Source organism: Vibrio kasasachensis (assembly GCF_050337565.1).
Lineage (GTDB): Bacteria > Pseudomonadota > Gammaproteobacteria > Enterobacterales > Vibrionaceae > Vibrio > Vibrio kasasachensis.
Genome location: NZ_JAKJTB010000014.1, coordinates 1 through 22361, shown reverse-complemented (window position 1 = coordinate 22361; position 22361 = coordinate 1). Strand labels below are relative to the sequence as shown.

Sequence of the window (22361 nt, the reverse complement as noted above, 5' to 3'; positions counted from 1 at the left end):
GCAATAGCTCGGCTTTTTTGTGTCTTAAATTTGTTAGCGCTAAATCATGAGTATTACCGCACTTAACTTTTTGGCATCCAAAGATTACTCAAAGAGCCAAGTAAGCCTTCACTTGCCCCACCATCGCCAAGGTATTGCAGAATCAATGGTGCGAACTGACTAATCATTGATGGGTCTAAACCAACTTGGCTAAAAGCATTCTGTACTGCCGCAAAGTTTTCAATCCCCCCTAGACCACCAAGAAGATTCGATGCGCCACCCAGTTTATCCATACCTGGTATCATTGACTGGAGTTCGTTGCTGTATTGACCTGGCAGTTGATTTCCAGCTAAAGATAGTAGTGCTCCCGCCCCTGCAGTTGCTTGATCTGGCGAAACAGGTAGTTGATCACTGAGCAGGCTTGTTAGTGGCGATGTCGTCGCTGACGAACTGATATTATCGCTTACCATATCTGTTAAGCCTTTACTAAGACCGCTGTCTTTAGTTAAATCCCCGAAGGCGAGAGTAGAGCTACTCGCTAACATTAAAATTGAGCAAACAAGAGTTTTCTTCACAACAGGTTTCCTTTTCTGCTTTTTAGTCGTTCTTATAGAATAGCGAAAAAAAAACGGCGCAGAGCGCCGCTTTCAAATTAATCGCTATAAACGCAATTATAGGATATCAAGTAGTTCCACTTCGAAGACTAACGCTGCGAAAGGAGGAATCGCAGCACCTGCACCACGCTCGCCGTATGCAAGGTCTTGAGGGATGTAAAGTTTCCACTTTGAACCAACTGGCATTAGTTGAAGCGCTTCAACCCAACCTTTGATCACGCCAGTTACTGGGAATTCTGTTGGTTGACCGCGAGACACAGAGCTGTCAAATACGGTTCCGTCAGTTAGCTCACCGTGGTAGTGCACACGTACTTGCTTGTCAGATGTTGGAATTTCACCCGTACCTTCAGTGATGATTTCGTACTGTAGACCAGACTCAAGTACAGTCACTTCTGGACGAAGTGCGTTGTCTTTTAGGTAAACTTCACCGTCTGCTGCCGCAGCTTTTGCCGCTTCTTGACGAACTTCTTCTGCACGCATTTGCATTTCTTGAAGAGCTTCGTTGATCTCATCGATTTCGATTACTGGCATATCACCAGTAAGTGCCGTTGCGATACCAGCCGCGATTGCAGCAACATTTAGACCTTCAAGACCAGCGCCAGCAAGTTGCTGACCCATCTGTAGACCAATACCGTAGCTTGCTTTTTGTTCTACAGTTTCAAATTTAACTTCAGACATGGAGTCTCTCTTTTTATGGGTGTCGAAAGAACTAAAGGATACCAGTATTAGCTTTAGGATGAAACGTCGGCTCTATGAGATTGTTTACTAACTAACAGAGTGAGAGATAAGTCTTAGTTTTTAGGGGAAAGTGTGAGATTTGACCTGAGCATTACTTTCATTGACGAAATTTCCTATACTCGACGCATCTAGGTTTTTATACTTAGCATTAGAGCAGTTTGGAGACGCGTTGCAATGAATCGCCGTAAGAAAAAGTCACAGCAAGTCGATTACATTCAATTGGCCAAGAGCAAGATGTTAGCCTTTGATTGGATCAAGTTTAAGCGAAATGCACAGAACCGATGGAATCAGTTACCCAAATTGCACCAGCGTACCTTGTTGATATTGGTGCCAATCGTTCTGTTGTTGGTATTGATTCCTTTTCCTGAGGTAGATAAGCAGCCAGATGTGCTAGAGGCACAACGTGTTGCCGTTGAGGTCAATACACAAAGTTTGAGCGAGCAAGGAGAGCCGAAAATTCAGCCTCTTCAATCAGAACAATGGAAAGAATATCAAGTCAAATCAGGAGATACGTTGGCGCAGGTATTTCGTGCTAATAATCTACCAATGGTTGATTTGAATGCATTGGTCAAAGTAGAAGGCAGTGATAAACCACTGAGCCAAATAAAGGTCGGGCAACTTGTACGCTTTAAGATCAAAGATGACGGTAATCTTGACATCTTACAGCTTAAGAGTTCTTCTAAATCTGTCATGTTTTACCGCAACTCTAGCGGTAGTTTTACTAAAAGTAAGTGATCGCTTACTTAATTCCTTTTCGCCGCTGGAGCACATCTCGATAGGGTAACAGCGGCAAGATAATCAAAATAATTCCTAGCGCAGTTAAGCTGTCAGGAATTTCATCGAATCCCCAAATACCGATTGCGGCAACAAATACCAAACCGGAATACTCTGCAAGTGCAATTTGCCCAGCGGGTACTTTTTTGTAGGCAATGACCGCTAACCCGTTATAGATCAATATTAAGCTTGCGCTCATTGTGACTAGTGCTACTTGTTGCCAATTCATTGGTTGCCAGTGTAATACTGCGAGCCCCCCTGATATTGGCACTGTCATGACTGATGTCCAAAATAGTGTAGTAATGACGGGTTGGTTTTGCGGTAGCTTACGCGCAAGAATATTGAAAATGGCTAACGTTGTTGCTGTTCCAAGCGCAAACCATGCTGCCCAGTGAAACTGAGAGGGGCGCAGAACCAGCAACACACCAGTAAAACCGATGAGAGTTGCGACTACTTTAGCCAGTGGAGGTGTTTCTTTTAGTAGCCAAACTGAAAGTGGCAACATGATCAAGGGGGCGGCATAAAACACCGCGTTTGCTGTTGCCAATGGTAAGTGAGTGATTGCTACCATCATGCAGCTACTACCAACCATTATCAGTAGAGCTCGTATGCTAATCACCACTGGCGCGGTTAGTACCCGCTGCGAAGAGGGCAGTTTAAGCCAGAATGGCAGTAGCAACAGAACAGAAAGCGACTGGCGAACAAATACATATTGAAATGAAGTAATTTCGCCCTCAAGCAGTTTTACCGCTACGTCTGAAAGTGAGGCAGCTAAATTACCGACAACTAATAGCACAATTGCGACAGTGGTTACTGACCACGCCACTAGATATCCTCCCGCAGCATATCGATGTGCGGAATGTCGTCTTCTAGGTACATATCGGTGGTTTGTACAAAACCATGTTGTTGATAGAAAGCTTTGAGATGTTGCTGCGCACCAATCTCAATATTTTGCTTAGGCCACAGCTTATTACACTCGTTTATCGCCTGTTTAAGTAATTGATGACCTAAGCCACCGCCACGCGCATCTTTCAAGGTGGCAACTCGTCCAATACTTGCGCAAGGATAGGTTATTCCTTTTTGTAACAAGCGCGCACAAGCGACTAGAGTCTCTCCTTGGTAACCAAGTAGATGATAGACACCATCAAGCGTGTCATTACCATCTAATTCTGGATAAGGGCAAGTTTGTTCGACCACGAATACATCAACTCGTAGTTTCAGTAGCTGATATAACTCAATATTGGTTAATTGGGGAAAAGAGATGAGCTTCCAATTGATCATAATTTAACTATCGTAATAGGTTTGGCTCAAAGTTAACAAGTTTCATCGCTGTCAGCATTAACAAATGTTATTCGGCAGCTCTATTTTTAATCCGGCTCAGACTGACCGGAGAAATGCCTAAATAGGCTGCGATTTGGTAATCAGTAAGGCGCTGTTCAAGATCTGAAAAGTGTTGGCAAAATAGTTGGTAGCGCTGTTCTGCACTATACAGCAACATAAAGCGTTCCTTATTTTCCTTATTCATTAGCTGAGTTTCAACTAGCTTGAGGTAGGTGGGATGGTTGCTATCTCGCCACTGTTGTAATGTCGCCAGCGGTAAGCAGAGTAAGTGACATGGCGTGAGTGTTTCGAGCAAAAAAGCCGAGGGCTGCTGTTTTATTAGACTTTCAAAGCCGATTATCCAGTCGAGCTCCCAGTAAAACTCCTTACTGTATTCTTTGCCTTGCTCAGTTAGGTAACTGGCATGGCACAAACCATCCAAAACAAAAAAGAAACTGTCGGAGTTGGCACCTTGTTCAATCAATATATGGCGGGTTGGTAGTTCTAGAGGTTTGGCGAGTTGAGATAATTCGCTGATCTCACTAGAAGAGAAGCCGTGTTGTGATAAGTAATGTGTAAATCTTGTAGCCATGGTTTCTCCTCATCAAAAAAGCCGCTATAAATCTATAGCGGCTCGATATTAACACCTATACCCTTGCGACTTGAAGTTACAGCGGTGTTGACTAGCACTCGAGAACCTCAGAACATAGGATCACTATGCTCAGATTCCTTTCCCACTAGCCTCCTACCTGAAACTTTAAGTTGTCTAGGTATAGGATCATGGCAAGGTATTATTTTTGTAGATCAATTTGATAAACTGCAAAACCAAGGTCATCCGTTGCAACTTGCTTCATCGGATATTGCCCTTTGTCTTTTACAAACTGCGCCGCTTTTTCGCTCGGAGAGGTTTCAAAACGAATATCTAACGCTTTATCGGCTTTGATTGGTGCAAATGTCCAGTTGTTATCTGCGCTTGGCGTAACTTCGCCTTTCTCTTTGCTTACGCGAGAGATGTAAGCTGCAACCACAGAGCGGTTTTCATCTGGAGAATCGAATGCAATATGCTCGCTACCTGTACCAGGGAACTTGTTGCTGTAGGCACGGTAGTTGTTAGTAGCAATAATAAAGTCTTTCTTCATATCGATTGGCTTACCTTGATAAGTTAAACCAATGATACGCGCCGCTTCAGGGTTAACCACTTTACAGTTACCATCGTATTTTGCAGGTTGAGTAATGTCGATTTGGTAGTTTACGCCATCAATTACGTCGAAGTTGTAAGTACGGAATCCATCCCAGTTAATCAGTGATTGAGGTTCGGTACTATTTACGTCAACTTGGTTGAATTGACCTGCTGAACACTCTAGCCACTCTTTAACTTCGTTACCTGTCATTTTAAGTGCGACAAGTGTATTTGGATAAAGGTAAAGATCTGCGGCGTTACGGAAGGTTAGTTGACCCGATTCAACTTCGGTGAAGTTCGCTGGGTCATTTTTACGACCACCGGCTTTAAATGGTGCAGCCGCAGAAAGAACTGGGATATCCGCTAGATCTGGGTCACCTTGAATAAAGCGTTCCACGTAATCTTGTTGTGCAAGGTTAACGATTTGCACGGTTGGATCATCTTGTACCAGTGATAGGAAGCTGTACATTACGTCGTTTGCTTTACCAATTGGTTGGTTAACAAATTCACGTGTTGCTTTGTGGTCCGCTTCCAATGCTTGCACTATAGCTGGGTCAGCTTTTGCTAATGATTTTTTGTTGACGCCGTCATAAATAGGACGAGCTTCCGTCTTACCAGATGTCACTTCCCAGTTACCGTCTTTTTGCTCAAGCTGAAGATCGATAACTCCAACATGGCTACCCCAACGACCAGGCATCACGGCTGCAACGCCATTGATGGTACCGTTTTGGTTGTCGATACCAGGAATGTTGTCAAAACCTTTACCTGGGAATACCGCGTGTGAGTGACCAAATGCGATGGCATCGATGCCTTCAACTTCTGATAGGTAGTAAGTCGAGTTTTCCGCACCTTGCTTGTATGCTTCAGAAGCGACACCAGAGTGAGGGATGGCTACAATAACGTCAGCGCCTTCAGCTTTCATTTGAGGTACAAGCTCTTCTGCCGACTCTTTGATATCTTTAGCGAAGACTTTACCTTCTAGGTTCTTCTTATCCCAAACCATGATTTGTGGTGGCACAAAACCGATGTAACCCACTTTGATTTGGTGTTCCGCACCATCGGCATCTTTGAATGTATGAGTTTTGATGATGTAAGGTTTAAAGTAGTGCTCACCAGTTTCTTTATCAAACACGTTAGCACTAACGTATGGGAAATTTGCGTCATTTAGCGTTTCTGCTAGGAACTCTAAACCATAGTTAAATTCGTGGTTACCAATGTTGCCAACATCATAGTTAAGCTGGTTCATTGCTTTATAAACAGGGTGGACTTCGCCAGCTTCGATGCCTTTTTCCGCCATGTAGTCACCCATAGGACTACCTTGGATCAAGTCACCATTATCAACTAACACGCTATTTTCAACTTCAGCTCGAGCCTGTTTAACAAGAGTAGCGGTGCGGGTAAGACCGATCTTCTCCGACGCAGCATCTTTGTAATAGTCATGATCCATCACGTTGGTGTGGATATCTGTGGTTTCAATGATACGAAGTTTGAGCGTATCAGCCATTGCAGGACCTGCCATGGTTAACATGCCACCGAGTACAGCGAGGGTTAAGGGTTTCACTGCTACTTTCATTTTTGTTTTGCTCCAATAGCGTTAGTTTTAACGAGTGTAATGTAACAAAAGTTTATGCAACAATGATTTTGTCACATCGCAAAGTGTGATATTGAGCGACTGATAAATGTAGTTCTGTTGGTGAATTCTCAGAAATGCTGTTTGTTCAATCGATGCCTATTTTTGTCCCTTATCATTAATTGATATAAAAAATGAAATTTTAGAATTTCAGGTAATATGCTGAGAAGGCCATAATGCAATCATTCACATGGAAGGAATGATCAAATGGCGAGCAATGATACAGTATCTCAGTTTCCTCTGAATCACTTACGAACAACACCAATAATAACTCATCGAGCTAGCTTTGCTGCGAAGAGTCAGCTTCAACATGGCGAAGTTGCCCTTGTTGGTGCTGGTCCAGGGGATGCCGAGTTACTCACCATCAAAGCTCTGAGCTTTATTCAACAAGCGGATGTTGTGCTCTACGACTATCTTGTCTCTGATGACATTCTAGCTCTTATTCCAGATGACACCATTTTAGTTTGTGTCGGCAAACGTGCCGGTCATCACAGTGTTTCCCAAGAAAAAACCAATCAACTGTTGGTTGATTTTGCCAAGCAAGGGCATCGAGTTGTTCGGATTAAAGGCGGCGATCCATTTGTTTTTGGGCGTGGTGGAGAAGAGCTTGAAGTGTTAGCCGATGCCGGAGTGAGCTTTCAAGTGATTCCCGGTATTACTGCGGCAGCAGGGGCAACCGCTTATGCAGGTATCCCATTAACTCACCGTGATTACGCCCAAACTGCAATGTTTATTACCGGTCATTTAAAAGCGGAAAGTGATGACATGGATTGGTCGACGTTAGCACGTGGAAATCAAACCCTAGTCATTTATATGGGCTTGATGAAATCTGACTACATCCAGCAGCAATTAATCAATCATGGTCGTCAGCCAAACACCCCTATCGCCATTATTGAGCGTGGTACACAAGTCTGCCAAAAAGTATTTAAAGGGCAGCTCTCTGAGTTAGCTAAGTTAGCGCAAGATGCTGAATCACCATCCTTGATAGTGATTGGCGAAGTTGTTGCGTTAGCAGAAAAATTACAGTGGTTCAATCAAGATGATAATGCCACTTCGCAACAGACCTCTTTACAGAAGAAAGTCGCGCAACGTCATTACGCATAGAGATAAAGATTAGCCGAAATGCTCGTAAGAGCCGCAAAGGAAGCACCAACATGGACCAAGAACGTTTAACTCACCTTAAGCAGTTAGAAGCTGAGAGTATTCACATTATTCGTGAAGTCGCGGCGGAGTTTGATAACCCGGTGATGATGTACTCCATCGGGAAAGACTCATCGGTAATGTTGCATTTAGCAAGGAAAGCATTTTATCCAGGAAAAATTCCTTTCCCGCTATTGCATGTAGATACCGACTGGAAATTTAAACAGATGATCGAGTTCCGCGATAAAACAGCGGAAAAATATGGTTTTGAGCTTTTGGTACATAAGAACCCAGAAGGTCTAGCCATGGGTTGTAACCCATTCGTTCATGGTTCATCTAAGCATACCGACATCATGAAAACCCAAGGTTTAAAGCAAGCACTTAATAAATACGGCTTTGATGCCGCCTTTGGTGGCGCTCGCCGTGATGAGGAAAAGTCACGAGCGAAAGAACGTATCTACTCATTTCGTGACAAAAACCATACCTGGGATCCTAAGAATCAACGCCCTGAACTGTGGAAAACTTATAACGGTCAAATCAATAAAGGCGAAAGTATTCGAGTATTTCCACTGTCGAATTGGACTGAGCTTGATATCTGGCAATACATCTATCTTGAAAACATTGAAATTGTGCCGCTTTATTTGGCAGAAAAACGCCCTGTCGTAGATCGCGATGGCATGCTGATCATGGTAGATGACGAGCGTATGGAGCTGCAACCTGGTGAAGTGATTGAAGAGAAAAGCGTTCGTTTCCGCACGCTTGGTTGCTACCCACTAACTGGTGCCGTTGAATCAGAAGCCAACACCTTAACCGGTATTATTGAAGAGATGTTGGTCGCCACCTCGAGTGAACGCCAAGGTCGCGCGATCGATCACGATCAGTCTGGATCGATGGAGCTGAAAAAGCGCCAGGGTTATTTCTAGGGATTAAGGATAGACAAGATGAACAGTGAAGTAGAAGCCCAATTAGCTGAGTTAGGTATTGAAGGGTACCTAACACAACACCAATACAAGTCATTACTTAGATTCCTAACTTGTGGTTCAGTAGATGATGGTAAGAGCACTTTGATCGGTCGCTTGCTCCATGACTCAAAACAAATTTATGAAGATCAACTAGCTGCAGTTCATTCTGATAGCCAACGTGTTGGCACCACTGGTGAGCGCCCTGATTTAGCCTTGTTGGTTGATGGTTTGCAAGCTGAGCGTGAGCAAGGCATCACCATTGATGTGGCGTATCGTTATTTTTCTACGCAAAAACGTAAATTTATCATTTCAGATACGCCAGGACATGAGCAATACACTCGTAATATGGCAACAGGTGCTTCTACCTGTGATCTGGCGGTGATCTTGATTGATGCACGTAAAGGTGTATTGGATCAAACTCGTCGTCACTCATTTATTGCGAACTTGCTGGGTTTGAAGCATTTTGTCGTTGCAGTGAATAAAATGGATCTCGTTGATTACTCACAAGATCGCTTTGAACAAATCCGCGATGAGTATCTCGAGTTCTCGAAAAACCTTTATGGTGAAATTGATATCCAAATTCTGCCATTGTCTGCTTTAGAAGGCGATAACGTCGTAGATCCTAGCTCGAATATGAGTTGGTTCGAAGGCAAACCATTGCTAGATATTTTAGAAAGCGTGGATGTAGACCAAGAAAAAGATGCGGGAGAATTCCGCTTCCCAGTTCAATACGTTAATCGCCCGAATCTCGATTTTCGTGGTTTTGCTGGCACTATTGCGTCAGGTACTGTCAGTGTCGGTGATGCGGTGCAATCTTTACCGTCAGGTAAGTCGTCGAAAGTGGCGCGTATTGTCACTTTTGATGGGGATTTACAAACCGCTCACTCTGGTCAAGCAGTTACTCTTACCTTAGAAGATGAAATTGATATTAGTCGCGGTGATCTATTAGTACTTAATGGCGCTCAAGTGACATCAAGTAACCACTTACTCGCTGATGTGGTATGGATGACAGAGCAGCCATTACAGCCAGGTCGTGAGTATGACATCAAGATAGCAGGTAAGAAGACTGTTGGGCGAGTTGAAGCGATTCGTCATCAATACGACATCAATAATCTCTCGTCACATAACGCGGTTGAATTGCCATTAAATGGTATTGGCTTGTGTGAATGGAGCCTAACCGAGTCCGTAGCACTTGATCATTATAACGACTGCCAGGATACCGGTGGCTTTGTGGTGATTGACCGTTTAACTAACGTGACGGTAGGCGCTGGCTTGGTTCGTAAGAGCTTAAGCCAGATAGAGCAAAAAGTGGGTGACTTCTCTGTGTTTGAAGTAGAGCTAAATGCACTGATTCGTAAGCATTTTCCTCATTGGGATGCGAAAGACATCGGTCAATTATTTAAGTAGTCGCCAGAGTTTGGTGAAGTAGGGAAGCGGTATGTGGCAACAAGGATTTGTGTTGGCTATCTTACTTGGCATCGTGACATGTCTTGTAGCTACTCGTCTTAAACCCAGTTCTATTTTTGCTGGAGCAGCATTTATTGCTTTTATGGCTGGCATGATAGAACTGAAAGATGTCGCGACTAACTTCACCAATTCGTCATTATTGACTCTCGTGTTATTAGTTTTAGCCTCTTGTGCCCTAGAGAAAACGCTACTGATTAGTTGGGTTAGCCGTAGTCTTTCTACTGGGAGACTAGGTTTAGTCGTGGCAAAAATGGGCGTGTCTACGGCGCTACTTTCGTCATTTACCAACAATACCGCAGTTGTGGTTTCTCTTATTGGAGCAATCAAGCGTAATCAACAACATGCACCCTCTAAGCTGTTGATCCCGCTTTCTTATGCAGCGATCTTAGGTGGCACGTTAACATTGATAGGTACATCAACAAACCTGATCATAAATAGTTTTGTTGAAGATGCCGGTTTACCAAGTTTAGGTTTTTTTACTCCAACAATGATCGGTTTATCGGTATTGGTTGGCGGTATGTTGATCCTGATCCCTCTCAGTTATCTATTGCCGAATTACGACGATCAATCGCAAGATGACTTGCCGTATTTTCTTGAAGCAAGGGTGGAGCCAGGATCACCATTGGTGGGACGGAGTATTACGCAGAATAATTTACGAGCGTTGCGTAAATTGTTCCTTGCCGAAGTGATCCGAGATGATAAGACCATGCCTTCAGTCGATCCGGACTTTATCCTAAATGCGAATGATCGACTACTTTTCTGTGGTGATATCGAAAGCGTTGCGACGCTACAGGAGATACAAGGATTAACCTTGTTCGGTCAGCACCATCTCAATGGGCAAAGCTTTGTCGAAGTCGTCGTCAGTACATCCGCGACCTTTTGCAATAAAACGCTTAAAACCAGTCGCTTTCGTGACCGTTTTGATGCCGTTGTCGTAGCCATTCGTCGGGGGCATGAGCGTTTAGAAGGTGGCTTGGGAAATATTACGCTTAGTGCAGGAGATACCCTAGTTCTGGTACCGGGTAAGCGTTTTGAAGCTGAGCGTCGAGCGCATCGTAGAGAATTCGTATTGGTGAATGATCTCGATTCTAGTGCTCGCTTAGATTTTCGAAAATCCAGTATTGTACTGTTAGGTTTTGCCGCTGTAATTACACTGGCTTTACTCGAGTGGGTACCATTAATCAAAGGTTTAGCTGTGTTTCTGCTCGCAGCGTTACTGCTCGGTATCGTTCAAATTAGTGAGTTACGCCGCCGTTTTCCTATTGATATTGTAGTGATTGTTGGTTCAGCACTTTCTATAGCTCAATTGATGCTGTCGTCCGGTTTGTCGGTCAAGTTAGGGCAGATGTTTATTGAAACTTTCAATGGCGGCGGAGTATTTGGTGCATTGGTAGCGACTTACTTGTTAACTCTAATACTCACCGAGCTCGTCACCAATAATGCAGCCGCAGCGCTTGCTTTTCCTATTGGTTACAGTATGGCTATTGGCTATGGGGTAGACCCAATGCCGTTTGTCATGGCTGTACTGTTTGGTGCTAGCGCCAGTTTTATTTCTCCTTATGGTTACCAAACCAACTTATTGGTTTATAGCGTAGGCAATTATAAGCTAAAAGATTATGTACGAGTTGGGATCCCATTGTCGATTGTATATTCGGTGTTGGTATTGGCTTTGATCCCACAATTCTTCCCTTATTAAAGGATGCTATTCATGACAACAGAGACCAACGTCAAAGATGAAAACATCGTTTGGCATCAGCACAGCGTTGATAAATCTTCTCGTGCCGAATTAAAACAACAAAAACCAGTAGTGCTTTGGTTTACAGGGTTATCTGGCGCGGGCAAATCGACCATCGCAGGCGCATTGGAGAACCAATTGGCAGAACTTGGTTATCATACTTACCTGCTTGATGGGGACAACGTTCGGCATGGTTTATGTAGTGACCTTGGTTTTTCGCAGCAAGACCGCAGAGAGAATATTCGTCGTATTGGTGAGTTGGCTAAATTGATGGCTGATGCTGGACTGATCGTGCTTTCAGCTTTTATTTCCCCGCATAGAGCTGAGCGAGAACTAGTACGTAACTTAATGCCAGAAGGTGAGTTTCTAGAGGTGTTTGTTAATACATCCTTAGATGTTTGCGAACAGCGAGATCCTAAAGGTTTATATAAAAAAGCACGTGCTGGTCAAATTGCCAATTTTACAGGAATTGACTCAGAGTATGAGGTGCCATTTCAGCCTGAAATTGATCTGCCAGCTGGTGAATTACCAATAGATTCATTGGTTGAACAATGCATATTGGCGCTAAAGAAGAAGAGTATTATTAGTTAGAAACGGGTTAATGAGCTTTAGGGTTGCTATGATCTAAAAGCCTATCATGGGCGAAAGGTTACCTATATACCCAAAGCTAATTTAAGTCTAAAAACTAAAAAAGCTTCCGCAAAGGAAGCTTTTTTATATCAACAGTGTATTGTAGGTGCTTATTCGAAACAAATTTCGATAAAAGCGTTCCCCCACTGTGAACTGAAAGGCATGATGATAATCGACCCATCGCACTTGTGGCGAATGGTGTGAGCCCGACCTGAAACAACAACAGGGGTTGCCATATCAAAATCAAAGCCGCTTTCTGCCAGAATGCGTTTAGCACCACCAGTTACCATGTTGGTGATCTCTCCAACCATATCAGTAACTTCATCATTCAAGCCATTTGGGCGTTCACCCAACATATTTTGCATGATTTCAAGTGCTAAGCTTTCATCAAATGTAATCGACATAGAGCCGCGAGTTTGCGGACCAACCATCCCGATTAGACCCGATACGTCACCACGTGCGATCTCGTCTTTTTTTACACGAGGCTTTTGCGGCTTCAACTCAAGTGAGGCCATCGTTTTTAGGACGTTCATCAATGAAGCTAAAAACGGATTTACAAATTCAGCGCGCATAATTTTCTTCTATATCTTATTCTTCAGTATTAGATGAACATGACTTACAAATACCATGTGATTCAATAACATGGTTAGTGATTGCAAAACCATGCTTTTCTGCGTTGCTAGCCAACAAGGCTACTAAACTATCATCTTGTAGTTCAATAACGTTACTACATTTATCGCAAATTAGCAGATGTGAGTAATGTTTATGTGCGTTACACGAGCAACATTGGATAAAACTGTTAGTTGACTCGACTCTATGGATGAAACCCTGTTCCAATAAAAAGTCTAATGCACGATAAACCGTTGGTGGCTTTGCTTGAGGTTCACTGATCTTAAGTTGCTCTAGCAATTCATAAGCACTTGATGCTTTAGGGCTAGCGCAAATCAATTGGAAAACTTGTTTACGTTGTGGCGTAAACCTAACCCCTCTTGCAGCACATATATCTTCGGTCTGTTTAATTAGTTCTTGGTCCAAATTTTTCACCATAACGATTGGACTTTTTTACAATATACCACTCAACATCGAATAATGTTTATCATTCGCGTCATTTTGATAAGACCATCGATACTTTGAGCGAGCATAGGGCAGGCTCAATGCACTTTTCAATGAAGTACTTAATTTACCAAAATAACGAAAGAAACGATACTGAAGAAGATAAATTGGCAGTTATCCTTGGAATATATTAGGGATAACTATAGTCACTACCTCAGACTATCCTCTGATAGTGATTAAAATTTTATAATTTTGGCAGCCTGCTTTGTTGTTGATTGATGCCGATTTCTTCTGTCAACCCTACCTTACTCTGCTTAAATCACTACCCAAATACAGATGTACTACAATATGAATTCCATATGCCAGTTAGGTCATATCCTGATGGTTTATTCACCATACGTACCCTTATTTAAAAAGGGGGCGGTATTTCATATCAAGTTTTAAATGGGGTTTGAATGGGACTGAAGCGAGCAAATATAATAGGTGTATTCGGATTTTTCATTACAACAACAAGTATGGCTCATGCATCAGAGGTTTATGGTGTATTTGAGGTTGGTCATGCTGCTGGGCGGTTTTATGATGCTGAGGTGACAATTCCTTCAAGTACCACTACGAGTTCAGCTGTTGTTGACGATACAGACCACTCTCTATTTGCTGCTATTGGGATCGGTTATTATTGGGAAAGCAAACCATTAAGAACTGAAATTGTTTATCGTAAACTCGGCAGTCAAGAATTTGTAGAAGATACAGTTTTTACAAGCAGTTTGAATGAAAGGACAACAGTAAATGTGGAGCAAGAATCATTAATGATTAACCTTTTATATGACTTTGAGAACAATAGTGACCTAATACCTTATGTTGGGTTTGGTATTGGCGGATCTAGAGCGAAAATTAGTGCTATGCAGTACGATTATCCTTTAACGGATCGTTTTGCAAGTTTTGCTGAAAGCTCTGATACGAATTTTGCTTGGAATTTTGTTGTAGGCACTAATTACAACGTTTTTGAAAAAATGGCAATTGGTCTAGGTTATCGTTTCATCAGTGCTGGTAAGGTGAGCACAGCAGACAACTGCATAGGCTCAGATCTTGCTATTTGTGATGAAAATGAAAAGCATTCCGCTGATTTGAAATTACATTCGTTGTTTTTAAATGTTAACTATCAGTTTTAGTTGATGATGTTTCGATTGCGATGTTATAGGAAAGGTGAATCGATTATCAGCTTTGGTGCATCTTCCCTATAATTTTATCATCACGTTATTAAGAATTATTAAGTTCGAATCTTCCTCTTTCATCAATTCTCAATGCCATCGATAACGTCTTTTTTTGAACGTTTTACTTTCACGATGTATTATGCGGCAACTATTTTTACAAACACTGTGGTTTTATAGCGTGGTTCGCCATTGCTTGGGGCTCGTCGTACCATATTGAAATGCTTATCCCCTATTTTGGATTACTTGTGTAAGAGTGGATTTATCGTATTTTAATTAACTTGCAACGATTCTAAGAAACATCTAAAAAACCTGAAAAACCAAGGCTCTAAAGGTATGACTAACAATTACAGATCGTCCCGACTATCCGTTGCCCCAATGTTGGATTGGACAGACCGTCACTGTCGATATTTTCATCGCCTATTGTCTAGCGAGACACAGCTATATACCGAAATGATAACAACAGGCGCTATCATTCACGGTAAAGGAGACTTCCTAGCTTATAACGAGGAAGAACACCCACTTGTGCTGCAACTTGGAGGTTCTAACTCTGCGGATCTGGCGACCTGTGCCAAGCTTGCGGCAGAGCGTGGTTATGATGAAATAAACCTAAACGTTGGTTGCCCGTCAGACCGCGTACAAAATGGGCGATTCGGTGCCTGTTTAATGGCAGAGCCACAGCTGGTGGCTGATTGTGTATCTGCAATGAAAGATGTTGTGGATATACCTATCACTGTAAAAACACGTATTGGTATTGATGATCATGATTCTTATGAATTCCTGACGGATTTTATTTCAATTGTGTCAGAAAAAAGCGGCTGTGATCAATTTACTATCCACGCGCGCAAAGCATGGTTATCAGGTTTAAGCCCGAAAGAGAACCGTGAGATACCACCACTGGATTACCAGCGTGCTTATCAATTGAAGAGAGATTTTTCACATTTGGTCATTGCGGTAAATGGTGGTGTAAAAACACTGGAAGAGGCTAAAGAGCATCTTCAACACCTTGATGGTGTAATGGTTGGACGTGAAGCATACCAAAACCCGTATATCTTGGCTGAAGTAGACCAACAAATTTTTGGTCTCGATAAACCAGTGAAGAAACGCACTCAAGTGGTTGAAGAGATGTATCCATACATTGAACAGCAATTGGTGAATGGCGCGTATCTTGGTCACATCACTCGTCATATGTTGGGTTTATTCCAAAATATGCCAGGCGCACGTCAATGGCGTCGTTATATTAGTGAGAATGCGCATAAGCCGGGTTCAGGTATTGAAGTTGTTGAGGCGGCATTGGCTAAGATTCCCAAAGAACTTAATGTGTAAAATTAACCACATGTAAATGGTCAAATTTACCTATCAATACATTTAAAGCGCTGTTGTGAAATAGCGCTTTAATTTTATCTTAATAAAATCAACACCTTATTCTTTAGTTAAAAGTTGGCATACTTTCTGCGATAGAACTATTAATGAAAGGAGAATGCTATGTTTGAGTTAATCTTTATTTTAGTTTTTATTGCCACTTTATTGGTTACAGGTATCACAATGCTTACGGTATTTGCCGCAGCAGGCTTTGCATTAGTTGTGATGGTGTTGATGGGGATGGTTGGGGTGGTATTTAAGATTTTACCGTGGTTAATTGTGATCGCGATAGGCATTTGGTTTTTCAAAAATCACGTTTATAGCTCTCGATAGCGAAGTCGTGAGAATGTGATAGGCTCAAAGTAACTAACCATCATACTGAGAGCTTATTGACTATGACTAAATTAGTGCATTTGTTCGTAACAGCAATAATGCTGTCATTCTCTAATTCGGCAATGTCGAATTCAATTCGTACTACGGTTGGAGCGGATGCATGGTTTGGTGATACTAAGATTGATGATCAACGACGTGACGATGATATTGCAGCTAATCTGTTTATTACTCTAGAGCACGATCAAGCGTATTTGCCTTATGCCAAATTTCGTTATAGCAGCATAGATGCTGATTATGCAGGCTTTGATAAATACGATTTTTCATTCTATTATCGAGTACTAGAACGCGAAACCATGTTGTTTGATGCCGGGGTTACTTTTACTCAATATACCAATAGCCATTACCGTAATAGTTTATCGGCTGAAAATAACTATGATTTTGATGAACTGACATTTAATTGGTATGCCTATGCTGAGTTATCAATACCGAATAGTAATTTCGATATCATTGGGCAGTTTGATTTTGGTAACAGCAAAGAGATTAAGCGGGCTGATGTGTTAGCTGGCTTGCGTTATAAGGTCAGTAATCAAGTTGCGATACGTGCCGGATACCGAGTGGTCGATCTTGAGCTTGATAGCTTTGCCACATTAACGCCGGAGGTAGCAGAGTCACTAATTTTTGTGAATGGCTTCTTTATCGGAGCTGAATATCGTTTTTAACGAAACTATTTTTAAAGCGTCGCCTTTTAAGGCGGCGCTTTTTTATACCTTTTTGTCATAACTATTGAGTTTTTATTAGCAGTTTTGTCCTGATGCACCATGCTTAGTAAAACAAGGACAGTTACGCAGAGACCGCAATTATGACCATTAATGAACTGCGCGCATTATATAGAGACAACCAGTTAGTTGAAGCCATCATTGAACCTTCGGCAGAAGAAGGGCAATGGGTCGTGGAGTTTAGGTACGCGCAAGGTGGCTTCGTACTTCTTACTGATGTCCATGGAGAAGAATGCCATTATGGTGACTTAGATATCGCTTCTCGATCTGCTATGGCTGTGGGTTTTAGCCAAGTACGAGTTGAAGGCTAATTGAGCAATTAGTACCTCTCTTTAATTCAAAAAGTTATAAAACATTCACTTCTATTCTTTCTTGTTATTAAAAAGAGTGGTTAATCTATCATCACGCAATGAATAGGGATGTCGAGACCATGTCTTTGAATAAGAAAGAGTCCTCAAGTAACACAGAGCTCTCTCAAGGAAATACACCAGAACTACCATCTATCGCTAGTCCACTGAATGATCAGCAATTGAATCAACTTCAGCAAACGGTGACGAGTTTATCTTCTCAGCAGTTAGCTTGGGTAAGCGGCTACTTTTGGGGATTATCACAAAATCAGCCAGCGTCGGCATCAGCACCCATTAGTCAGGTTGCCGCTGCGGTTGCAGCAAAGCCAGCTGGTAAGTTATCAATTATCTTTGCTTCACAAACTGGTAATGCGAAAGGTATTGCCGAAGCTTTAGAGCAAGAAGCAAAAGCACAAGGTATAGCTGTTGAACTGTTTGATGCCAGTGACTACAAAGGTAAAAACCTAGCCAAAGAAACTCACGTTATCGTGGTCGCTTCAACTAATGGTGAAGGTGAAGCGCCTGACAATGCAATTGAGCTGCATGAATTCCTGCAATCCAAGAAAGCGCCTAAATTGGCGAACCTTAAATATGGTGTGATTGGTCTCGGTGATTCTAGTTACGAATTTTATTGCCAAACAGGTAAAGATTTTGATGCATATCTATCCAAGCTAGGTGCAACTGCATTTATCGACCGTATCGATTGTGACGTTGATTATGAAGCGTCAGCCAAAGAATGGCGTGCCAGAGCATTAGAAACGGTAAAGGATGATTTATCTTCGGGTACAGAAGCGGAAGTAGTTCAGTTGCCAGTCGGGCAAGCTACCGCTGGGCATTCTCAATACAATAAACAAAATCCATACACGGCAACATTACTCACTAGCCAAAAGATTACTGGTCATGATTCAGGTAAAGATGTTCGCCATGTAGAAATCGATTTGGATGCTTCTGGTATCACCTATCAGCCGGGTGATGCTCTTGGTGTGTGGTATGAGAACAGCGCTGAACTTGCTAATGCCATTTTAGCAAAAGTAGGTCTTTCGGGTGTAGAGAGTGTCGATGTGGAAGGCGAGAGCCTTTCTATTCATAGTGCATTGGTTTCAAAATATGAGATCACCACGGCGAACCCTCAGTTAGTCACTAAATTTGCAGAGCTGTCAGGCAGTAAAAAACTGCAAAAGCTGGTGGAAGATAAAGCCAAGCTACGTGATTACGCGAGTAATACGCAAATTGTTGATGTGCTAAGTGAGAAAAAGACGAAACAGACAGCACAAGAATTACTTGGTCTATTGCGTCGTTTGACTCCGCGTTTGTATTCGATCGCTTCTGCACAATCTGAAGTCGAAGATGAAGTTCACCTAACGGTTGGTGTTGTTGAGTATCAACAAAGTGATGAAACACGCTTTGGTGGTGCATCAAGCTTTCTTTCTCATCGCTTAGAAGAGGGCGGTGAAGTAAAAATCTTTATTGAGAACAATAATAACTTCAAATTACCGCAAGATGATAATACCCCAGTGATCATGATTGGTCCGGGGACTGGTATTGCACCGTTCCGTAGCTTTGTTCAAGAGCGAGATAACCGAGATGCACAAGGTAAAAACTGGTTGTTCTTTGGTGACCGGACCTTTACTCAAGATTTTCTCTATCAAGTGGAATGGCAGAAGTATCTAAAATCAGGGTTACTCACTCAGGTTGATGTTGCCTTTAGTCGTGACCAACCAGAAAAAGTCTACGTACAACATCGCATTGTAGAAAACGGTCAAAAGGTATGGCAGTGGATTCAAGATGGCGCTTACTTATACGTTTGTGGTGACGCAACTCGTATGGCAAAAGATGTACATGAGGCGTTAATCGAAGTGGCTCAAGAGCACGGAAAACTCAGTAAAGAACAAGCAGAAGAATATATTAATAATCTGCGTAAGGAAAAACGTTATCAAAGGGATGTGTACTAATGAGTACTTTTATTGAAAAGAACAACCAAACAGTATTGGGTGAAGGGTTGGGACCACTCTCTGATAACGAGCGTCTTAAAAACCAAAGCAACTTCCTTCGAGGGACGATTGAGCAAGATTTGCAAAATCGTATCACTGGAGGCTTCACCGCTGACAACTTTCAGCTAATTCGTTTCCACGGGATGTATCAGCAAGATGACCGTGATATTCGCAATGAACGCGCTAAGCAAAAGCTTGAACCATTACATAATGTGATGTTACGAGCACGCATGCCTGGTGGGGTGATCAAGCCAAAGCAATGGTTGGCAATAGACAAGTTTGCGGAGGAGCATTCTCTCTATGGCAGTATTCGTTTGACTACTCGTCAAACGTTCCAGTTTCATGGGGTACTCAAACCGAATATTAAGTTGATGCATCAAACTCTAAATAGTATTGGTATTGATTCGATTGCCACAGCCGGTGACGTAAATCGAAATGTTTTATGTACCACTAATCCAGTTGAGTCAGAATTGCATCAAGAAGCGTATGAGTGGGCGGCAAAAATTAGCGAACACTTATTACCTAAAACGAAAGCTTATGCCGAAATTTGGCTAGATGGTGAGAAAGTGGAAACAACCGAAGATGATGAGCCAATTCTCGGTAAACACTATCTACCTCGTAAATTCAAAACCACTGTGGTTATCCCGCCGCAAAATGACGTCGATGTCCACGCGAATGACTTAAACTTTATTGCAATAGCAGAAAAAGGGAAGTTAATAGGCTTTAACGTGCTCGTTGGTGGTGGACTAGCAATGACTCATGGTGATACGTCGACTTATGCACGTCGAGCCGATGATTTTGGTTATGTGCCTTTGGAAAAAACGCTCGATGTGGCTGCAGCCGTAGTCACCACCCAGCGTGACTGGGGTAATCGTTCTAATCGTAAAAATGCTAAGACCAAATACACACTCGATCGTGTTGGTATTGATGTATTCAAAGCGGAAGTAGAAAAACGCGCGGATGTTAAGTTCGCCGAAAGCCGTCCATATGAGTTAACCGAGCGTGGTGATCGAATCGGTTGGGTAGAAGGTATCGACGGTAAGCATCACCTTGCCCTCTTTATAGAGAATGGCCGAATTCTAGATTATCCGGGTAAACCTTTGAAAACGGGCATGGCCGAAATTGCCAAAGTACACCAAGGTGACTTCCGCATGACGGCAAACCAAAACTTGATTGTTGCGGGAGTTACTAAGTCTAATAAAGCAAAGATAGAGAAGATTGCGATAGCGCACGGTCTGATGGATAAAATGGTCAGTGAGCAGCGTAAAAACTCGATGGCTTGTGTTGCATTCCCAACCTGTCCTCTTGCTATGGCTGAAGCGGAGCGTTTCTTGCCACAATTCGTTACGGATGTAGAAGAAATTTTAGCGAAACACGGGTTGCCAAAAGAAGACAACATAATCTTACGTGTTACCGGTTGTCCAAATGGTTGCGGTCGCGCAATGTTGGCTGAGATCGGTTTGGTAGGTAAGGCGCCAAGGCGATATAACTTACATTTAGGTGGCAACCGTGGTGGAACTCGCATTCCTAAGATGTATAAAGAGAACATTACTGATACGCAGATTTTAGAAGAGATCGATCAGCTAGTGGGTCGTTGGGCTAAAGAGCGCCATGAAAACGAGTGTTTCGGTGATTTCACTATTCGTGCCGGGATTATAGAAGAAGTCTTCGTATCTAAGAGGGATTTGCATGCTTGATTCAGTTGCGAGACCGTTTGAACTAAAGCTGCTTCTCTCTTTAACTAAGACTGAGCAGATCTTACAACTTAGTGCAATTAATGCAGAGCTAGAACAAATGACCGCGCTACAAAGAGTAGCGTGGGCGATAGAGAATTTGGAAGGTCAGCATACTGTGTCCTCGAGCTTTGGTGTTCAAGCCGCAGTGATGTTGCATTTGGTTACTCGAGTTAAAGCGGATATTCCAGTCATTTTGACGGATACTGGCTATCTCTTTCCTGAAACCTATCAGTTTATTGAACAGTTAACGAAACAACTTAATCTCAATCTGAAAGTGTACCGAGCAAAGCAAAGTCCTGTTTGGCAAGAAGCTGTGCATGGCAAACTTTGGGAGCAAGGGATAAAAGGAATAGAGGAATACAATAAGCTCAATAAAGTCGAACCAATGCGTAGAGCTTTAGATGAACTTGGAGTTGGTACTTGGTTTTCAGGTTTACGCCGAGAGCAATCTCAATCTCGAGCAAATCTTCCCATCCTTTCGATTCAAAATGGCGTATTCAAATTTTTGCCAGTAATTGATTGGAGTAATAAAGATGTGCATTACTATTTAGAAGAACATCAGTTGCCTTATCATCCGTTGCGAGAAGAAGGCTACCTTTCGGTCGGTGATACCCATACTACAAAGAAATGGGAGCCAGGAATGAAAGAAGAAGAAACACGTTTCTTTGGATTAAAGCGAGAATGTGGTCTTCATGAAGATGATAATGAGCAGTACGGTTCAGGTATCTAAGTAATATCGAGGTAAAAGGCTGCTTTGAGCAGTCTTTTTTGTTTTTGAAACTCACAATTGTGGATAAGTCTGTGGGTTTATTGTTAGCTAGTTTTGGGTAAAATTGAATAAATAGGGCTTTGGAGTGAAAAATGGTGAAAAGTCGTTATTTTTGCAATTTTTGCAAAATAACACTTGCCAACGTGATGACGATCTCTATAATGCACCCCATCGACGAGGCAAGGCTCCATAAGGGTTCGAAGCTAAATCGATAAGGTCATAAAGAAAAACGAAATAAACTAAAAAGTGTTTGACACTGAAGATTATATCGATAGAATGACCGCCTCTTCCGAAGTGATGTAAGTCACAAAGAAGAACGCTCTTTAACAATATAAACCTATCAATCTGTGTGGGCACTCGTTGATGATAATCCAATAAGTTATTGCTTAGGCAATGACTGTTTCTTCGGAAACACATTGGGTTCAATGAACTGAGTGACCAATCGAGATTAAGTCTAACTTAGTCTTGGCACAGTCAATTCATTATCATTCTGTTGGAATGATAATAGCTTTAGAATTACATGTTTATCTTCGGATAAATATTAGTTTTGAAGTCAGTATTCATTGAGCCGAAAAAACTTTAAATTGAAGAGTTTGATCATGGCTCAGATTGAACGC

The 22361-nt window shown here is 42.3% G+C and carries 22 protein-coding genes; 14 read left to right on the top strand and 8 right to left on the bottom strand.

All coding sequences use genetic code 11. From position 1 onward, the window contains the following. Positions 1-62: 62 nt before the first annotated feature. Both L4C38_RS11915 and bamJ read right to left on the bottom strand, forming a co-directional pair. Complete coding sequence (locus tag L4C38_RS11915) at positions 63-554, bottom strand: DUF2780 domain-containing protein (protein WP_428797787.1); 492 nt, start codon at positions 552-554, stop codon at positions 63-65. Positions 555-650: 96 nt separating this feature from the next. Beyond that, positions 651-1271, bottom strand: coding sequence for a BamJ family beta-barrel-assembly machinery protein (bamJ, locus tag L4C38_RS11910; RefSeq protein WP_428797786.1), 621 nt, complete (start codon positions 1269-1271; stop codon positions 651-653). A gap of 234 nt (positions 1272-1505) precedes the next feature. Between bamJ and L4C38_RS11905 the strand changes: the two genes are divergently transcribed. Beyond that, positions 1506-2066, top strand: a complete 561-nt coding sequence (locus L4C38_RS11905; protein WP_428797785.1) for a LysM-like peptidoglycan-binding domain-containing protein — start codon at positions 1506-1508, stop codon at positions 2064-2066. 4 nt (positions 2067-2070) lie between these two features. Here L4C38_RS11905 and L4C38_RS11900 read toward each other — a convergent pair whose 3' ends face one another. From L4C38_RS11900 to cpdB, 4 genes are all read right to left on the bottom strand, one after another. Further along, on the bottom strand, positions 2071-2931 hold the full coding sequence (locus L4C38_RS11900; RefSeq protein WP_428797784.1) for a DMT family transporter: 861 nt from the start codon (positions 2929-2931) through the stop codon (positions 2071-2073). Next, a complete protein-coding gene (locus L4C38_RS11895) occupies positions 2931-3386 on the bottom strand; it encodes a GNAT family N-acetyltransferase (protein ID WP_428797783.1) in 456 nt (151 codons plus the stop codon). Before L4C38_RS11895 ends, L4C38_RS11900 begins: the two co-directional genes overlap by 1 nt. 67 nt (positions 3387-3453) lie before the next feature. Then, on the bottom strand, positions 3454-4017 hold the full coding sequence (locus L4C38_RS11890; RefSeq protein ID WP_428797782.1) for a Crp/Fnr family transcriptional regulator: 564 nt from the start codon (positions 4015-4017) through the stop codon (positions 3454-3456). 199 nt (positions 4018-4216) lie between these two features. Beyond that, complete coding sequence (gene cpdB / locus L4C38_RS11885; RefSeq protein ID WP_428797781.1) at positions 4217-6178, bottom strand: 2',3'-cyclic-nucleotide 2'-phosphodiesterase; 1962 nt, start codon at positions 6176-6178, stop codon at positions 4217-4219. A gap of 264 nt (positions 6179-6442) precedes the next feature. Here cpdB and cobA point away from each other — a divergent pair, with 264 nt between their 5' ends. The 5 genes from cobA to cysC are packed head-to-tail and all read left to right on the top strand — an operon-like array spanning position 6443 to position 12130. Next, positions 6443-7339 carry a uroporphyrinogen-III C-methyltransferase gene (gene cobA / locus L4C38_RS11880; RefSeq protein ID WP_428797780.1) on the top strand — a complete coding sequence of 299 codons (897 nt, stop codon included), beginning with the start codon at positions 6443-6445 and terminating at the stop codon, positions 7337-7339. Positions 7340-7347: 8 nt separating this feature from the next. Next, positions 7348-8298, top strand: a complete 951-nt coding sequence (gene cysD, locus L4C38_RS11875; protein WP_428797930.1) for a sulfate adenylyltransferase subunit CysD — start codon at positions 7348-7350, stop codon at positions 8296-8298. A gap of 18 nt (positions 8299-8316) precedes the next feature. Then, the gene (gene cysN / locus L4C38_RS11870; protein ID WP_428797779.1) at positions 8317-9744 is read left to right on the top strand and encodes a sulfate adenylyltransferase subunit CysN; all 1428 of its coding nucleotides are present in this window, start codon (positions 8317-8319) and stop codon (positions 9742-9744) included. Between the two features lie 31 nt (positions 9745-9775). Further along, a complete protein-coding gene (locus L4C38_RS11865; protein ID WP_428797778.1) occupies positions 9776-11500 on the top strand; it encodes an SLC13 family permease in 1725 nt (574 codons plus the stop codon). A 12-nt stretch (positions 11501-11512) separates the two neighbouring features. After that, positions 11513-12130 carry an adenylyl-sulfate kinase gene (gene cysC / locus L4C38_RS11860; protein ID WP_428797777.1) on the top strand — a complete coding sequence of 206 codons (618 nt, stop codon included), beginning with the start codon at positions 11513-11515 and terminating at the stop codon, positions 12128-12130. A 149-nt stretch (positions 12131-12279) separates the two neighbouring features. On the opposite strand, the gene L4C38_RS11855 is transcribed toward cysC, so the two are convergent. Together L4C38_RS11855 and zur are read right to left on the bottom strand one after the other, a co-directional pair. Next, positions 12280-12741, bottom strand: coding sequence for a chemotaxis protein CheX (locus L4C38_RS11855; protein WP_428797776.1), 462 nt, complete (start codon positions 12739-12741; stop codon positions 12280-12282). Between the two features lie 16 nt (positions 12742-12757). Next, complete coding sequence (gene zur, locus L4C38_RS11850) at positions 12758-13216, bottom strand: zinc uptake transcriptional repressor Zur (protein WP_428797775.1); 459 nt, start codon at positions 13214-13216, stop codon at positions 12758-12760. A gap of 461 nt (positions 13217-13677) precedes the next feature. On the opposite strand from zur, the gene L4C38_RS11845 reads away from it, so the two are divergent. The 8 genes from L4C38_RS11845 (at position 13678) to L4C38_RS11810 (ending at position 21705) form a co-directional block, all read left to right on the top strand. Beyond that, positions 13678-14391: an outer membrane protein gene (locus tag L4C38_RS11845; RefSeq protein WP_428797774.1), complete on the top strand. Its 714-nt coding sequence runs from the start codon at positions 13678-13680 to the stop codon at positions 14389-14391. 375 nt (positions 14392-14766) lie between these two features. Further along, positions 14767-15756, top strand: coding sequence for a tRNA dihydrouridine(20/20a) synthase DusA (gene dusA / locus L4C38_RS11840; protein ID WP_428797773.1), 990 nt, complete (start codon positions 14767-14769; stop codon positions 15754-15756). 159 nt (positions 15757-15915) lie between these two features. After that, positions 15916-16125, top strand: coding sequence for an envelope stress response protein PspG (gene pspG, locus L4C38_RS11835; RefSeq protein ID WP_428797772.1), 210 nt, complete (start codon positions 15916-15918; stop codon positions 16123-16125). Between the two features lie 62 nt (positions 16126-16187). Then, positions 16188-16844, top strand: a complete 657-nt coding sequence (locus L4C38_RS11830; protein WP_428797771.1) for a TIGR04219 family outer membrane beta-barrel protein — start codon at positions 16188-16190, stop codon at positions 16842-16844. A 140-nt stretch (positions 16845-16984) separates the two neighbouring features. Continuing rightward, a complete protein-coding gene (locus L4C38_RS11825; protein WP_428797770.1) occupies positions 16985-17212 on the top strand; it encodes a hypothetical protein in 228 nt (75 codons plus the stop codon). A gap of 98 nt (positions 17213-17310) precedes the next feature. Continuing rightward, positions 17311-19200 carry an assimilatory sulfite reductase (NADPH) flavoprotein subunit gene (locus L4C38_RS11820; protein ID WP_428797769.1) on the top strand — a complete coding sequence of 630 codons (1890 nt, stop codon included), beginning with the start codon at positions 17311-17313 and terminating at the stop codon, positions 19198-19200. Continuing rightward, positions 19200-20936, top strand: a complete 1737-nt coding sequence (gene cysI / locus L4C38_RS11815) for an assimilatory sulfite reductase (NADPH) hemoprotein subunit (protein ID WP_428797768.1) — start codon at positions 19200-19202, stop codon at positions 20934-20936. The genes L4C38_RS11820 and cysI overlap by 1 nt, the downstream gene beginning before the upstream one ends. Continuing rightward, positions 20929-21705: a phosphoadenylyl-sulfate reductase gene (locus tag L4C38_RS11810; RefSeq protein ID WP_428797767.1), complete on the top strand. Its 777-nt coding sequence runs from the start codon at positions 20929-20931 to the stop codon at positions 21703-21705. The genes cysI and L4C38_RS11810 overlap by 8 nt, the downstream gene beginning before the upstream one ends. Positions 21706-22361 lie beyond the last annotated feature (656 nt).

What these genes read in the sequence shown, in the direction of transcription:
- L4C38_RS11865 (WP_428797778.1), top strand. Translation starts at nt 9,776, where the DNA reads ATGTGGCAACAAGGATTTGTGTTGGCTATCTTACTTGGCATCGTGACA.
- dusA (WP_428797773.1), top strand. Translation starts at nt 14,767, where the DNA reads ATGACTAACAATTACAGATCGTCCCGACTATCCGTTGCCCCAATGTTG.
- bamJ (WP_428797786.1), bottom strand. Translation starts at nt 1,271, where the DNA reads ATGTCTGAAGTTAAATTTGAAACTGTAGAACAAAAAGCAAGCTACGGT.
- L4C38_RS11830 (WP_428797771.1), top strand. Translation starts at nt 16,188, where the DNA reads ATGACTAAATTAGTGCATTTGTTCGTAACAGCAATAATGCTGTCATTC.
- cysN (WP_428797779.1), top strand. Translation starts at nt 8,317, where the DNA reads ATGAACAGTGAAGTAGAAGCCCAATTAGCTGAGTTAGGTATTGAAGGG.
- cpdB (WP_428797781.1), bottom strand. Translation starts at nt 6,178, where the DNA reads ATGAAAGTAGCAGTGAAACCCTTAACCCTCGCTGTACTCGGTGGCATG.
- L4C38_RS11890 (WP_428797782.1), bottom strand. Translation starts at nt 4,017, where the DNA reads ATGGCTACAAGATTTACACATTACTTATCACAACACGGCTTCTCTTCT.
- L4C38_RS11820 (WP_428797769.1), top strand. Translation starts at nt 17,311, where the DNA reads ATGAATAGGGATGTCGAGACCATGTCTTTGAATAAGAAAGAGTCCTCA.
- L4C38_RS11810 (WP_428797767.1), top strand. Translation starts at nt 20,929, where the DNA reads ATGCTTGATTCAGTTGCGAGACCGTTTGAACTAAAGCTGCTTCTCTCT.
- L4C38_RS11905 (WP_428797785.1), top strand. Translation starts at nt 1,506, where the DNA reads ATGAATCGCCGTAAGAAAAAGTCACAGCAAGTCGATTACATTCAATTG.
- cobA (WP_428797780.1), top strand. Translation starts at nt 6,443, where the DNA reads ATGGCGAGCAATGATACAGTATCTCAGTTTCCTCTGAATCACTTACGA.
- L4C38_RS11845 (WP_428797774.1), top strand. Translation starts at nt 13,678, where the DNA reads ATGGGACTGAAGCGAGCAAATATAATAGGTGTATTCGGATTTTTCATT.
- L4C38_RS11895 (WP_428797783.1), bottom strand. Translation starts at nt 3,386, where the DNA reads ATGATCAATTGGAAGCTCATCTCTTTTCCCCAATTAACCAATATTGAG.
- pspG (WP_428797772.1), top strand. Translation starts at nt 15,916, where the DNA reads ATGTTTGAGTTAATCTTTATTTTAGTTTTTATTGCCACTTTATTGGTT.
- cysI (WP_428797768.1), top strand. Translation starts at nt 19,200, where the DNA reads ATGAGTACTTTTATTGAAAAGAACAACCAAACAGTATTGGGTGAAGGG.
- L4C38_RS11825 (WP_428797770.1), top strand. Translation starts at nt 16,985, where the DNA reads ATGACCATTAATGAACTGCGCGCATTATATAGAGACAACCAGTTAGTT.
- cysC (WP_428797777.1), top strand. Translation starts at nt 11,513, where the DNA reads ATGACAACAGAGACCAACGTCAAAGATGAAAACATCGTTTGGCATCAG.
- L4C38_RS11855 (WP_428797776.1), bottom strand. Translation starts at nt 12,741, where the DNA reads ATGCGCGCTGAATTTGTAAATCCGTTTTTAGCTTCATTGATGAACGTC.
- zur (WP_428797775.1), bottom strand. Translation starts at nt 13,216, where the DNA reads ATGGTGAAAAATTTGGACCAAGAACTAATTAAACAGACCGAAGATATA.